Raw genomic sequence first — 13746 nt, forward strand, 5'->3', positions numbered from 1 at the left:
CGTCAGGAACGGTGAAAAGCCACCTGTCACGTGGAAAAGAAAAATTAGCAACGTACTTAAAACAAAACGGTTATGACAGAAATAGACAATGATAAGCTCTTGCGCGATTTCTTCGCAGAAAACAAGCAGGAAATAGCAGACAACGGATTCAGTCGCCGTGTCATGCACCATTTACCCGGTCGTAGCAACCATCTGGCTCGTATCTGGAGTGCCTTCGTAATGACTGTGGCTGCCGTACTTTTCGTATGGTTAGGCGGATTGGAAGCAGCTTGGGGAACAATAAGAGAAGTATTTATCGGCATGATTAATCATGGCACTACCAGCCTTGATCCAAAGTCAATTATTATCGCAGCTGTTGTATTATTATTTATGGCTACACGAAAGGTTGCTTCTATGGCATAAACAAAATAAATACAGATTAAAAGTCCAAAGCATAAGTTTCCCGGATTTTTATCTTTATGAGTCAAAGAACTCTTTATCCCTCCCTTTTAGTGTTAAACAATAATAAATCTACCCTTTACTCCAAGTAAGCCCAAACATAGATGTTGTATATTTGTTGCTCTGTAAACTAAAATAGAGAGAAGAGTTTTGAAACTACGTATATTTATTTTATTTCTGTTCCTGTCTTTATTACATGTTCAGGCAGATGTCATCGACAGTCTGATGACGCAGCCCAGAGACTCAATCGGACTAACAAGCGATTCCCTAGTACTGCATTTCCTAGAAGAGTCGGGAATCCCTATATCTGATAATAATAAAGTCAAACTGCTAAAAAGCGGACGGGAGAAGTTTATCGATTTATTTGAAGCCATCCGGGAAGCTAAACATCATGTTCATCTGGAATATTTCAACTTCCGAAATGACTCCATTGCCAATGCTTTGTTCACTTTATTAGCCGAAAAAGTGAAAGAAGGCGTTGAAGTACGAGCTATGTTTGACGCTTTCGGAAACTGGTCGAACAACAAGCCCCTTAAAAAGAAACACCTCAAGAAAATACGTGAACAGGGAATCGAAATCGTCAAGTTTGACCCGTTCACCTTCCCTTATATCAATCACGCCGCCCACCGCGACCATCGCAAAATTGCTGTTATCGACGGAAAAGTGGCATATACAGGCGGAATGAATATCGCCGATTATTATATCAACGGACTACCCAAAATCGGAACCTGGCGTGATATGCACATGCGTATCGAAGGGGATGCTGTCAATGATTTGCAGGAAATTTTCCTGACAATCTGGAACAAAGAGACTAAACAGAATATAGGAGGAGAAGCTTATTTTCCTCAACATGAGGGACAGACAGACAGCACGAATATCGTTGTAGCAATTGTAGACCGTACCCCAAAAAAGAATAGCCGTATGTTGAGTCATGCCTATGCCATGAGCATTTATTCGGCACAAAAGAATGTTCATATCGTCAATCCTTATTTTGTACCGACTTCTTCCATCAAAAAGGCGTTGAACCGGACAATCGACCGGGGAGTAGATGTAACCATCATGGTTTCCTCTGCTTCCGATATCCCTTTTACTCCGGATGCCGCACTTTATAAGTTACATAAACTGATGAAAAGGGGAGCTACTGTCTACATGTACAACGGGGGATTCCATCACTCGAAAATTATGATGGTGGACGACTTGTTCTGCACAGTCGGTACCGCCAACCTGAACAGCCGCAGCCTACGATATGACTACGAAACAAATGCCTTTATTTTTGATAAAAGAATAACGGGTGAATTAAATAATATGTTCCGAAACGATATCGAGCATTGCACCCAGCTGACACCGGAGTTTTGGAAAAAGCGTTCTCCCTGGAAGAAGTTCGTCGGCTGGTTTGCTAATTTATTCACTCCATTTTTGTAATTTTGTACGGAGAATCATTTTCACTGCAAATTATTCATTATGAAACAATACCTGGATTTACTCAATCGTGTACTTACCGAAGGCACGGAAAAAGGTGATCGTACCGGAACCGGAACAATCAGTATCTTCGGTCATCAGATGCGTTTTAACCTTGATGACGGTTTCCCGTGTCTGACAACCAAAAAACTGCATCTGAAATCAATCATATACGAATTGCTTTGGTTTCTGCAAGGAGATACAAACGTGAAATACCTGCAGGAACACGGAGTACGTATTTGGAACGAATGGGCGGACGAGAACGGTGATTTGGGTCATGTCTACGGTTATCAATGGCGTTCATGGCCTGATTACAACGGCGGCTTCATCGACCAGATCAGCGAAGTAGTAGAGACACTCAAACACAATCCGGATTCACGCCGTATCATCGTTAGTGCGTGGAACGTAGCAGATTTGAACAATATGAATCTACCTCCCTGCCATGCATTCTTTCAGTTTTACGTAGCAGACGGGCGGTTGAGCCTGCAACTATATCAACGCAGTGCCGATATATTTCTCGGTGTTCCCTTCAACATTGCTTCATACGCATTATTGCTGCAAATGATGGCACAAGTGACAGGTTTGAAAGCCGGCGATTTCGTTCATACTTTCGGTGATGCTCATATCTACCTGAACCATCTGGAACAAGTGAAACTCCAATTATCACGGGAGCCTCGTCCATTGCCACAAATGAAAATCAATCCGAACGTAAAAAATATCTTCGATTTTAAATTTGAGGACTTCGAGTTAGTAAACTATGATCCGCATCCGCATATTGCAGGAGCAGTAGCCGTGTAAAAAATATGAGTAAAGTATCCATCATTGCTGCCGTAGACCGCCGCATGGCTATAGGCTTTGAGAATAAGCTTCTCTTCTGGTTACCGAATGATTTGAAACGTTTCAAAGCATTAACTACCGGAAACACCATACTTATGGGACGCAAAACTTTCGAGTCATTACCGAAAGGCGCATTGCCCAATCGAAGAAATATCGTTTTATCTTCCAATCCGGATACAGTATGTTCCGGTGCGGAAATGTTTCCTTCACTCGAAACGGCTTTGAAAAGTTGCCGGGAGGATGAACATATTTATATTATAGGAGGGGCAAGCATTTATCAGCAGGCTCTTTCCTTCGCTGACGAACTTTGCCTGACAGAGATAGACAGTACAGCTCCCGAAGCTGATGCCTATTTTCCGGAAGTATCTTCAAAGGTATGGCAGGAAAAAAGCAGAGAAGCCCATCCTGCGGATGAGAAACATCTCTGCTCCTATGCTTTCGTTGATTACGTAAGAAAGTAAGAAAATTGTTTCTTACTGTGATCCAACCACGAATACTGACTAATGATTAATCTTCATCTTCTATGTCGACCATAATCGGCATCTGCCGCTTAATGGCTTCATGGAAGGAGATTAATGTTTCGGTACGCGCCAAGCCCAATGGTTGCAACTTATCGTGAATAATACTCAATAAGTGGTGGTTATTCTTTGCGTAAATTTTGATAAACATATCGTATTTTCCGGTAGTGAAATGACATTCCACCACTTCGGGGATAGCCTCTAAAGCTTTTGTTACCGAGTCAAAGGATTCGGGGTCTTTTAGATATATACCAATATAAGCGCAAGTCTCATATCCGATTTTCTCGGGGTCGATAACATACTCCGAACCTTTTAATATTCCTAGATTAGTAAGTTTCTGAATACGCTGATGGATCGCAGCACCGGAAACATTACATGCTCTTGCCACTTCCAAAAAAGGAATACGCGCATTCCCTGCAATCAGTCTCAGAATTTGCTCATCTAAAGCATCTAATTGATGATGTCCCATTTTTGAATCAAATTGTTTTTATCAATGAATCTTTTATGCAAAGTTAGCGATTTTTCGACAACAAATACTATAATCTATTACTTTTATTTGCAGAAAGCGGATAAGTCAACAATAGTTCGTACCTTTGCGAAAAACATAAATATACCATTTATATGAAACATATTTGCTGTATCATTCTGTGTTTCTGCACTTCTATAGGAAGTTATGCCCAGAATTTTGCTGATTATTTTCAGAACAAAACATTGCGAGTGGATTATATCTTTACTGGGGATGCTACACAACAGGCTATTTATCTGGATGAACTATCACAGCTTCCCACCTGGGCAGGCCGTCAACACCATCTCTCCGAACTTCCCTTGGAAGGCAACGGACAAATTATTGTGAAAGACCTTGCCAGCAAACAGTGTATCTACAAAACATCTTTCTCTTCTTTATTTCAAGAATGGCTGTCAACAGACGAAGCTAAAGAAACAGCTAAAGGGTTTGAAAATACCTTTCTTCTTCCTTATCCCAAACAGCCTGTGGAAATAGAAGTCACTTTATATTCTCCGCGAAAGAAAACAATGGCTACTTACAAACATATCGTGCGTCCGAATGACATACTGATTCATAAACGGGGAGTATCACATGTTACTCCGCATCGGTATATGCTTCAAAGTGGTAATGAAAAAGACTGCATAGATGTTGCCATCCTTGCAGAAGGATACACAGAAAAAGAAATGGATATTTTCTACCAGGATGCACAACGTACCTGCGAAAGTTTGTTTTCGTATGAGCCGTTCCGCTCCATGAAGGGTAAATTTAATATTGTTGCCGTAGCCAGTCCTTCTACGGACAGTGGTGTCAGTGTTCCCCGCGAAAATCAGTGGAAACAAACGGCGGTTCACTCCCATTTCGATACTTTTTACTCGGACCGTTATCTGACTACCAGCCGGGTAAAGTCTATCCATAATGCATTGGCAGGCATCCCCTACGAACATATCATCATCCTGGCTAACACGGATATATATGGTGGTGGTGGAATATACAATTCGTATACGCTGACCACGGCCCATCACCCGATGTTCAAGCCGGTAGTCGTGCACGAGTTCGGACACAGTTTCGGTGGACTGGCTGACGAATATTTCTATGATGATGATGTGATGACAGATACTTATCCGCTGGATGTCGAACCATGGGAACAGAATATTTCAACACGTGTGAACTTCGCTTCCAAATGGAAAGATATGCTTCCGTCAGGTACCCCGATCCCGACCCCTATTGCTGAAAAAAAGAAATATCCCGTAGGAGTATATGAAGGAGGTGGCTACTCTGCCAAAGGCATTTATCGTCCGGCTTATGACTGTCGCATGAAAACAAACGAATATCCGGAGTTTTGTCCGGTTTGTCAACGTGCCATCCATCGAATGATTGAATTTTATGTTCCTTAATGGAATACAATTATATTATTGTCAAACTTAAAACCCAAACCTCATGATTAGACTTCAACCAATTAGTACGTCGGATCTGCAACATTACAAATTCATGGAAGAGCTTCTAATTGATTCGTTTCCACCGGAAGAGTACCGTCAGTTGGAACAACTGCGCGAGTACACTGATCGTACGGGCAACTTTCACAATAACATCATCTTTGATGATGACCTGCCAGTCGGCTTCATTACCTATTGGGATTTTGACAGTTTCTACTATGTAGAACACTTTGCAACTAATCCTGCCCTGCGAAATGGAGGCTATGGAAAACGCACGCTGGAATACTTGTGCAATTATTTGAAACGCCCGATCGTATTGGAAGTAGAACGTCCGATAGAGGAAATGGCAAAACGCCGTATCAACTTTTATCAACGTCAAGGCTTTACGCTGTGGGAAAAAGACTATAGCCAACCTCCTTACAAACCCGGAGATGATTTTCTACCCATGTATTTAATGGTACACGGAGAATTGGATTGTGAAAAGGATTTTGAAACAATCAAGAATAAAATTCATACGGAAGTATACGGAGTAAAAGAGTTGGAAAATAAAAAAGAAAAACCGATATAAATTAACTTACAGAAAACGACTTTTATAAGTTCTAAAGAAAGAATAAAAAAGAAAGGGTGTCCCAATAGTTTGAACACCCTTTACTTTTATATATTAAATTAACTAATTACTTCTCACCACGTTTCGTAGCCGAATAGTTAATCTTCAAAGCATAAGATTTTCTAAGAGCATTTTTTACATCAGTAACAATACCCATCTTTGTCTTCTGATCTACTTTCAGAGACACAGTCATCTTAGCAGCATCGCCTTCATTCATACTCGCACGTTCCTGAAAAATGAAGTCTTGTACTTCACCCACTTCAGCATAACTGTCATTCAACTGAATACGACTTTCAGTACCCATTTTCGCGCGATATTCTTGTGTAGGTTCCCCTACATAAATGAATGTTACCAGTGATTTCTTCTCCAGTTTTTCGAGTTCAGTACCTTGCGGAAGTGTAAACTGCACCTTTAATGTTACCTCACGCATCGTTGTTACAATCATAAAGAAGAACAACAAGGTAAAGATAAGGTCAGGCAACGAAGAAGTATTCAATGCCGGCATTTCACGTTTACCAGTCTTATTAAATTTTCCCATTACTTACTTCTTTTTTTCTCCGTATTTTTTAGGTTCTGCTTCAGAAATTCGTTGCGGATAAACTTCACGAACAGCTTTCTGCTGTGCATCATTCAGTTCAGCATAAGTAACCCCAAACTTTTCTTGAGCTAACTCATCTCTCAATTCATTGTATGCAGCTACCAATTCGTTCTGCACACTTATATATGCCTGATAAGAAGATCCACGGTCATTCTGCAAAGAAATTACATGCTTATCATTAACAAGAGTAGTACCAAAGAAATCGACATTTTTTTGTGTCTTTTCCGGCATATTCTCAGCGTTATTGATGTTAGCAATAAACTCTTTGGCTTTCTGCCTCAACTGATCAACACCAATATAATCATTCCCGCACATCAAAGCATCATCTTTATTCAGATAAACCTGCAGGATGTTACGTTCTTTAATTTTATCGGTATTCTCATTCTTTTCATCTTCGGGTGGTGGAGGCAAAAGTCTTGCCAAACCACGGTCCGTATCCATTGATGTTGTAATCAAGAAGAAGATCAGCAACAAGAAAGCGATATCCGCCGTAGAACTTGAGTTAATATCAGGAACTTTTCTTTTTCCTTTTGCCATTTTAATAACTTATTTAATCGAGTATCCTCAATTGATTACGATAATTTTTTCTTTATACCACTCGCAATGATTGCAACAACTGTCACAAACAACAATATGTAAATAGAATAAAGGAACATATCAGTTACTTTCAGCCAAAAAGGAACATTGTCTGTACCACTATAGCCCGGAATCTGCATTGGTGTACCATCACCCATTGCCCAAGCTACAATAAGAACAACAGCTAAAAGAACCAAACCAAGTAAAGACTTGATGGCATTTGCCGGGTTATCCTTCAAAGCCGCACCAAATTGGAATACAGCAGCAATAACAGTGGCTGCAATGGCTAAGCCAAACAAAACGTACATCAGATAGAGTAAGGCGTCTGTTTGAGCCGGTTGCCACATTTCGGGATCTACTCCCGGAATTAAGGCATCGCCCGAGGCATCTCCTCCTAAGAAGAACAAGCCAATAACGATCAGAATAATAGCAAACATCGCATACAGTGCGTAATACGATATTCTATATGTTAACTTACTCATTTTAGATTATTTTTTGTATTTCAAGTTATATTTGATTACCATATCAAGCAAAGAGATAGAAGAATCTTCCATTTCACTTGTAAGAGCCTCAATTTTAGAAAGTACGTAGTTGTAGAATACCTGAAGGATCAATGCTACGATCAAACCGAAGATAGTTGTAATCAAGGCAACTTTCATACCACCTGCAACAACCGTCGGAGAGATATCACCTACCTGCTGGATTTTATCAAATGCCTGCACCATACCGATTACAGTACCCAAGAATCCGAGTGACGGAGCCATTGCGATAAACAGTGTGATCCAAGAACATCCTTTTTCAAGGTAACCTGCCTGTACACCACCATAAGATACAACAGACTTCTCAACTACGTCGATACCTTGATCGATTCTCATCAAACCTTGGTAGTAGATAGAAGCAACCGGGCCTCTGGTGTTACGAGCAATGTCTTTAGCAGCTTCAACATCACCTTTTTCCAAAGCAGCTTCGATAGATGCCATGAATTTTTTTGTGTTGATTTCAGCCAAACTCAAATAAATGATACGTTCAATACAGAAAGCCAAACCGATCACCAAAGCGATAGCTACCAAACTCATGAAAGATGCAGTACCTTCGATGAATTTAACTTTGATTTCCTTGTGAATACCACCCTCTTCTGCAGCAGGAGCAGCAGCTGTAGTAGCTTCAGCGGCAGGAGCAGCTTGTTGTTCAGTTTGTTCTGCTGCAGGAGCGTCTTGAGCCTGAGCAAGTTGAATTGAGCCAAAAGTGAAGGCCCCAATCACAGCAACAATTGCAAATAACTTTTTCATTGTGTGTCTAATTTTTAAGATTAATTAATTGATTATTATTGTATTTACTTCTCATTTCTCTTTCATTTCTGCGGAGAGACGGGGATTCGAACCCCGGATACGCTTTTGGCGTATACACGCTTTCCAGGCGTGCCTCTTCAACCACTCGAGCATCTCTCCCTCTGTGTTTTCAGCATTTTCAGCTACAAATGTATTCTTTTTTTTCTTTTCAAGAAGCATTCTCCCTCTTTTATCTCGAATAAATACGGCAAATTAATATAATTTAAAACCTTTCGAACCTTATTTGCGGATTCCGAACACTTTTAGCGCATTCACAGAAGTGACCTGTGCCACGTACTCCGGATCCCTCTGATAAATATCAGCCACCTTCATGAGTGTGTCTCTCACATTGGCACTTTCATTTCTCTTTCCCCGGTTCGGCACGGGAGCCAAATAGGGAGAATCGGTTTCGAGCACAATGCGCTCTAAAGGAACAGTCGTCAATGCCTCCGGCAAAGTCGATTTCTTGAAAGTTACAACTCCATTGATACCTAACATAAATCCTTCAAATTCCAACAATTTCGCCGCTTCTTCCGATGTCCCGGTAAAACTATGAAAAATGCCGGTTAATGGGGTATTTTTATAGGGTTCCATTACCTTATATATATATTCAAACGCTTCTCTTGAATGGATTACAATGGGAAGACTATATTCCAGCGCCCACTCTATTTGCTTTTCAAAAACCAAGACTTGCTCTTTCAGAAAAGTCTTATCCCAATAAAGATCAAGACCTATTTCTCCGACAGCCACAAACTCATGAGAAGTCGACAAGTATTTGTGAACAATCGCTAATTCCTGTTCATACGATTCATTGACAGAAGTGGGGTGCAATCCGATCATCGGATAGCAAAATCCCGGATAATCCCTACAAACCGACAACATAGCATCAATGGTCGTGCTGTCTATATTGGGCATAAATATATAGGAAACTCCTGCTTTCCTGGCACGTTCCATCACCAGAGGCAAATCTTCGGTAAATTCTTCAACAAAAAGATGAGAATGAGTATCGATCAACATGATATTTCTTTTTCTTCTTTTATTTTTTCGCTGGAGCGATAATAATATATCAGCCCATAATCGCGACATTTTTCTAATCGGGTATCATTGGGAGTGACATCCTGGTATTTGGCTTCTACCTGATTCCAGATATCCAAGATCAATTCATCCGCACGGTCACGCATGGACGCCAGTTCATCAAGACTACGATTGGTTAATGCCTGATAGTTCTTCTGCCGTTCATAGCTATCCAGGAAAATATCATAATGCACTTTCACACGTGCAATAGTCGGATTATAAATAGGTATGCCACCTTGAGTGGTCCTTTGTTGTTCGCCTTCGATTATTTTCTTCCCCCACTCTACCAGTGAGGCTTCACTCAACAGGTCTGGTACGGTATTGGAAGCAGGCAAGCCATATAACTCTTTATGTGTTACCTTGATTTCATCACGAAGCACTGCCAAATTGAGCACCTGAATAAAATGAGAGATATACAGCCGGGCAGTCTTCACATTCATCTGATGTTTACGGCTGGCACGCGACTGATTATCGTAGCACTGGGTATAATAAATTTGCGCTGCCTCAAACCGATGCAAGAAATTGCGCGCCTCAAATAATGTCTTCAATGTAATAGCCAAGTCACGCACATTATACATCTCCCCCTTTTCGACAGCCGCTTTCAGCGCCCGAACTCTTGCTTGATCTGTATTTGGTAGTCGTCTATAAGGCATATCTCCGATACTTAACTACATTTCACGATACATTAATAATTTCACCAGATTCTTCAGTTCTTTTTTTCTATCTTCCGCAACAGCTACCGCCGCCAGACTTTCCATAGCGAACGTATAATATTCACGCATTTTGCTTTCACAGATATTGCGGATATTCAACTGATTATAGATTTCAGTTACCGCTTCGATTTTTTCAGTTGGTTGAAAAGCTTCCGCATTCAACCAACGATTCAATTCAGCATGCTGCTTTTCATCCGCACGGTTCAGTGCTTTGATAAGCATATATGTTTTTTTATTGCAGAGGATGTCTCCACCTATTTTCTTCCCGAACACTTCCGGATCACCATATACATCCAACAAATCATCCTGCAACTGGAATGCTACTCCGATATGCATTCCAAAATTATATAGATTCTCTGCATCTTCAGCAGTCGCTCCTGCCAGAATTGCACCTATTTTAAGACTACCCGCAAGCAACACAGCTGTTTTCAAACGAATCATTTCAATGTATTCGTCTTCTGTGACGTCACAGCGAGATTCAAATTCCATATCCAGTTGCTGTCCTTCACAGATTTCGAGTGTAGTCAGGCTGAATAAATCCATCACTTCTTTCAGGTGTTCCGGCGGACAGCCCGTCATATACCGAAATGCCAGAATCAGCATAGCATCTCCCGAAAGTACAGCAGTATTATCATTCCAGACCTTGTGCACGGTAGGTTTCCCTCTGCGCACATCCGAACGATCCATCAAATCATCATGCAACAAGGTGTGATTGTGATAAACTTCAATTGCAGTGGCAGGATCGTATATAGACGCAACATCCTCCCGATACAGGTTATATCCCATCAACATTAATACAGGACGTATCCGCTTCCCACCCAGAGAAAGGATATATTCAATCGGTTCATAAAGCCCTTTCGGCGTCCGGGTAAACTGGATTTCAGAGATATGATTATTTATCTTATCGAGTAATTGAGAAGCTGTAAACATGATGAATAAAAAAATTAATGAATAAAAAGAGGCTGCCGAAAGCAGCCTCCCAATTTATAGTGTTACAAATTACTGCAATCTAAACATCACAGGAACCGTAAATTTAACACGCACCGGTTTTCCGCGCTGCATACCTGGTTTCCACTTCGGCATGGTATTAATCACACGGAGGGCTTCTTTATCCAGATACGGATCAACGCTACGTACAACCTTCGCATCTACGATACTACCGTCTCTGTTAACAACGAACTGTACGATAACACGTCCTTGAGTTCCGTTTTCCTGTGCGATAGTCGGATATTTAATATTTTTTGCCAGATACTGCATCAAAGCTGCCTGTCCGCCCGGAAAGTCCGGCATGTTTTCTACAACCTCGAAAATCGTCTGTTCTTCCGGTTCTTCTTCAACCACTTGTACTGGCACGTATTTTACTTCTACGCGGGCTTGATTATCCTCATTAATAATAGTTGTAGTTTCCTCAATTTCAGCTTTATCATCCACAATCTCCAGCAATTCTGCTACCTTTGGAGCTTCAGGTGGTGGCGGTGCTGCCTGTTCCGGGGTTTCGGTAATAGGAATGATTTCCTCTTCAAACACGACATCGGCTACTGCCTGGCTTGTATCTATCTTCACGTCACGCTGGGTCCATTCGAACGCCACGAACATGAAAGCTAGAACTACCACGTAACCAATGAGCAGCCATGTTGACTTCTTGCCTTCCAGGTCTGCCTTGGGTGATTTTTTAACTTCCATAAATTTATTAATATAATGATTAAAAAAAAATGTCTTCCATGTGTCTCTGGGCAAATATAGTACATTTTCATAGATTCATTCCCCTCTTCACCTCTTTTTATCCAGCTTTTTAACTTTTTTAATTCTTTCGTACTTGTCTTGCTCCTTTTAACGGCAAAGCTATGGTTGATTTTCAAATTTACCGTATCTTTGGCGGACAAATCAGACGAACTGAATATGAAAAAGATAACAATTGCAATCGATGGCTTTTCCTCTTGTGGAAAAAGTACAATGGCCAAAGATCTTGCCCGCGAAGTGGGTTACATTTACATTGACAGCGGAGCCATGTATCGTGCGGTCACTTTATATAGTATAGAGAACGGGATTTTCAACGGAGACGTGATCGATACGGAGAAACTGAAAAAAGAAATTAAGAACATTCGTATATCTTTCCAGCTGAATAAGGAAACCGGACGTCCCGACACGTATCTGAACGGCGTGAATGTGGAGAATAAAATCCGTTCAATGGAGGTTTCTTCCAAAGTGAGCCCTATCAGTACGCTTGATTTCGTACGTGAAGAAATGGTGGCGCAGCAACAGGCAATGGGAAAGGAAAAGGGCATTGTCATGGATGGCCGGGATATAGGAACTACCGTTTTCCCGGATGCGGAACTGAAAATATTTGTAACCGCTACTCCCGAAATCCGTGCTCAACGTCGTTATGACGAGCTGAAAGCAAAAGGACAGGAAGCCAGCTTCGACGAAATTCTGGAAAACGTGAAACAACGGGATTATATCGACCAGAACAGGGAAGTAAGTCCGCTTCGCAAAGCTGAAGATGCTCTGCTTCTGGATAACACCCACTTATCGATTGAAGAGCAAAAGGAATGGCTTTTCGGACAATTTAATAAGGTAAGTAAATAGTTTGCTTTATGATCAAGGTAGAGATAGACGAAGGTTCCGGCTTCTGCTTTGGTGTGGTGACAGCCATTCATAAGGCAGAAGAGGAGTTGGCAAAGGGAGAGACTCTCTATTGTCTCGGAGATATTGTACACAATAGCCGGGAAGTGGAAAGGCTTAAAACGATGGGATTAATCACGATCAACCGGGAAGAATTCAAGCAACTGAAGAATGCCAAAGTATTGCTTCGCGCACACGGAGAGCCACCGGAAACTTACATGATTGCCCGTGAAAATAATATAGAAATTATCGATGCGACCTGTCCGGTAGTATTACGTTTGCAAAAACGTATCAGGCAAGGGTATCTGGCAGACAGTGACAAAGAAAAACAAATTGTCATATACGGCAAAAGCGGCCATGCTGAAGTGCTGGGATTGGTGGGTCAAACAGATGGAAAAGCAATTGTCATCGAAAAGGCAGAAGAAGCCAAAAAGTTGGATTTAAACAAAAGCATCCGTCTTTTCTCACAGACTACCAAGTCACTGGACGAGTTTCAGGAAATCGTGGAATACTTCAAGCAACATATTTCACCGGAGGCGACTTTCGAATATTACGATACTATCTGTCGTCAGGTTGCCAACCGGCTGCCTAAGCTCCGGGAATTTGCAGCTACACACGATTTGATATTTTTCGTCAGCGGCAAAAAGAGTTCAAACGGAAAAATGCTGTTCGAAGAATGTTTGAAGGTGAATACCAATTCACATTTGATAGATAACGAGAAAGAAATAGATCCTTCTCTCCTTCAAAACGTAAATTCAATTGGCGTATGTGGTGCGACTTCTACTCCTAAATGGTTGATGGAGAAGATTTACAATCACATTCGGACGCTCATCAAAGAATAGCAGCTTTATTCTGACAAAGAATAATAGCAAAGCAACATAAGGAAACGGCAAAGTAACATGAACGAATAAAAGGAAAGCGAAAAAAGGTCATTTGAACATTTTTAATGTTTTCTTCTTACGAAAAAAAACTTCATAACCACTGCTTTCAACTTTTTGTTGTACATTTGCCGCGTCAAACTAATTAATGAGAGATTGTT

General features: G+C 41.1%; 17 protein-coding genes, 1 tRNA gene and 1 pseudogene. 9 read left to right on the forward strand and 10 right to left on the reverse strand.

Annotated elements, in window-relative coordinates; translation table 11 throughout:
• The 5 genes and pseudogenes from ACT8YW_RS10875 to ACT8YW_RS10895 form a co-directional block, all read left to right on the forward strand.
• A pseudogene (locus ACT8YW_RS10875) lies at nt 1-92 on the forward strand (RNA polymerase sigma factor); the annotation flags it as partial.
• A complete protein-coding gene (locus tag ACT8YW_RS10880) occupies nt 73-402 on the forward strand; it encodes a DUF5056 domain-containing protein (protein ID WP_049702122.1) in 330 nt (109 codons plus the stop codon). The pseudogene ACT8YW_RS10875 and the gene ACT8YW_RS10880, both read left to right, overlap by 20 nt.
• Before the next feature lie 186 nt (nt 403-588).
• Nucleotides 589-1860: a cardiolipin synthase gene (gene cls / locus ACT8YW_RS10885; RefSeq protein WP_162487385.1), complete on the forward strand. Its 1272-nt coding sequence runs from the start codon at nt 589-591 to the stop codon at nt 1858-1860.
• A 39-nt stretch (nt 1861-1899) separates the two neighbouring features.
• Entirely contained in the window at nt 1900-2694 is a 795-nt protein-coding gene (locus ACT8YW_RS10890) for a thymidylate synthase (protein WP_444104901.1), read from the forward strand.
• A 5-nt stretch (nt 2695-2699) separates the two neighbouring features.
• Nucleotides 2700-3194, forward strand: coding sequence for a dihydrofolate reductase (locus ACT8YW_RS10895; protein WP_444104902.1), 495 nt, complete (start codon nt 2700-2702; stop codon nt 3192-3194).
• Between the two features lie 46 nt (nt 3195-3240).
• Here the strand turns inward: ACT8YW_RS10895 and ACT8YW_RS10900 are convergent, their stop codons facing one another.
• Nucleotides 3241-3720: an Lrp/AsnC family transcriptional regulator gene (locus ACT8YW_RS10900; protein ID WP_004315769.1), complete on the reverse strand. Its 480-nt coding sequence runs from the start codon at nt 3718-3720 to the stop codon at nt 3241-3243.
• A gap of 152 nt (nt 3721-3872) precedes the next feature.
• Here ACT8YW_RS10900 and ACT8YW_RS10905 point away from each other — a divergent pair, with 152 nt between their 5' ends.
• Nucleotides 3873-5150, forward strand: coding sequence for an IgA Peptidase M64 (locus ACT8YW_RS10905; protein WP_444104903.1), 1278 nt, complete (start codon nt 3873-3875; stop codon nt 5148-5150).
• A gap of 43 nt (nt 5151-5193) precedes the next feature.
• Nucleotides 5194-5757, forward strand: a complete 564-nt coding sequence (locus ACT8YW_RS10910; protein WP_444104904.1) for a GNAT family N-acetyltransferase — start codon at nt 5194-5196, stop codon at nt 5755-5757.
• Nucleotides 5758-5863: 106 nt separating this feature from the next.
• On the opposite strand, the gene ACT8YW_RS10915 is transcribed toward ACT8YW_RS10910, so the two are convergent.
• The 9 genes from ACT8YW_RS10915 to ACT8YW_RS10955 form a co-directional block, all read right to left on the reverse strand.
• Complete coding sequence (locus tag ACT8YW_RS10915) at nt 5864-6334, reverse strand: ExbD/TolR family protein (protein ID WP_004297931.1); 471 nt, start codon at nt 6332-6334, stop codon at nt 5864-5866.
• Between the two features lie 3 nt (nt 6335-6337).
• Nucleotides 6338-6931 carry an ExbD/TolR family protein gene (locus ACT8YW_RS10920; RefSeq protein ID WP_004297930.1) on the reverse strand — a complete coding sequence of 198 codons (594 nt, stop codon included), beginning with the start codon at nt 6929-6931 and terminating at the stop codon, nt 6338-6340.
• A gap of 35 nt (nt 6932-6966) precedes the next feature.
• The gene (locus ACT8YW_RS10925; RefSeq protein WP_004297929.1) at nt 6967-7452 is read right to left on the reverse strand and encodes a hypothetical protein; all 486 of its coding nucleotides are present in this window, start codon (nt 7450-7452) and stop codon (nt 6967-6969) included.
• Nucleotides 7453-7458: 6 nt separating this feature from the next.
• The gene (locus ACT8YW_RS10930; protein WP_004312432.1) at nt 7459-8259 is read right to left on the reverse strand and encodes a MotA/TolQ/ExbB proton channel family protein; all 801 of its coding nucleotides are present in this window, start codon (nt 8257-8259) and stop codon (nt 7459-7461) included.
• Nucleotides 8260-8330: 71 nt separating this feature from the next.
• Nucleotides 8331-8418 (reverse strand) — tRNA-Ser (locus ACT8YW_RS10935).
• Nucleotides 8419-8538: 120 nt separating this feature from the next.
• On the reverse strand, nt 8539-9315 hold the full coding sequence (locus tag ACT8YW_RS10940; protein ID WP_444104905.1) for a TatD family hydrolase: 777 nt from the start codon (nt 9313-9315) through the stop codon (nt 8539-8541).
• Nucleotides 9309-10025, reverse strand: coding sequence for a hypothetical protein (locus ACT8YW_RS10945; RefSeq protein WP_302825738.1), 717 nt, complete (start codon nt 10023-10025; stop codon nt 9309-9311). Before ACT8YW_RS10945 ends, ACT8YW_RS10940 begins: the two co-directional genes overlap by 7 nt.
• Nucleotides 10026-10040: 15 nt before the next feature.
• Nucleotides 10041-11015, reverse strand: coding sequence for a polyprenyl synthetase family protein (locus tag ACT8YW_RS10950; RefSeq protein WP_008998814.1), 975 nt, complete (start codon nt 11013-11015; stop codon nt 10041-10043).
• A 69-nt stretch (nt 11016-11084) separates the two neighbouring features.
• Nucleotides 11085-11768: an energy transducer TonB gene (locus ACT8YW_RS10955; protein ID WP_122136864.1), complete on the reverse strand. Its 684-nt coding sequence runs from the start codon at nt 11766-11768 to the stop codon at nt 11085-11087.
• A gap of 216 nt (nt 11769-11984) precedes the next feature.
• On the opposite strand from ACT8YW_RS10955, the gene cmk reads away from it, so the two are divergent.
• Entirely contained in the window at nt 11985-12671 is a 687-nt protein-coding gene (cmk, locus tag ACT8YW_RS10960) for a (d)CMP kinase (RefSeq protein ID WP_085931522.1), read from the forward strand.
• Between the two features lie 8 nt (nt 12672-12679).
• On the forward strand, nt 12680-13549 hold the full coding sequence (locus ACT8YW_RS10965) for a 4-hydroxy-3-methylbut-2-enyl diphosphate reductase (protein WP_444104906.1): 870 nt from the start codon (nt 12680-12682) through the stop codon (nt 13547-13549).
• The last annotated feature ends 197 nt before the right edge of the window (nt 13550-13746 follow it).

This window comes from Bacteroides sp. (assembly GCF_052357945.1).
GTDB lineage: Bacteria > Bacteroidota > Bacteroidia > Bacteroidales > Bacteroidaceae > Bacteroides.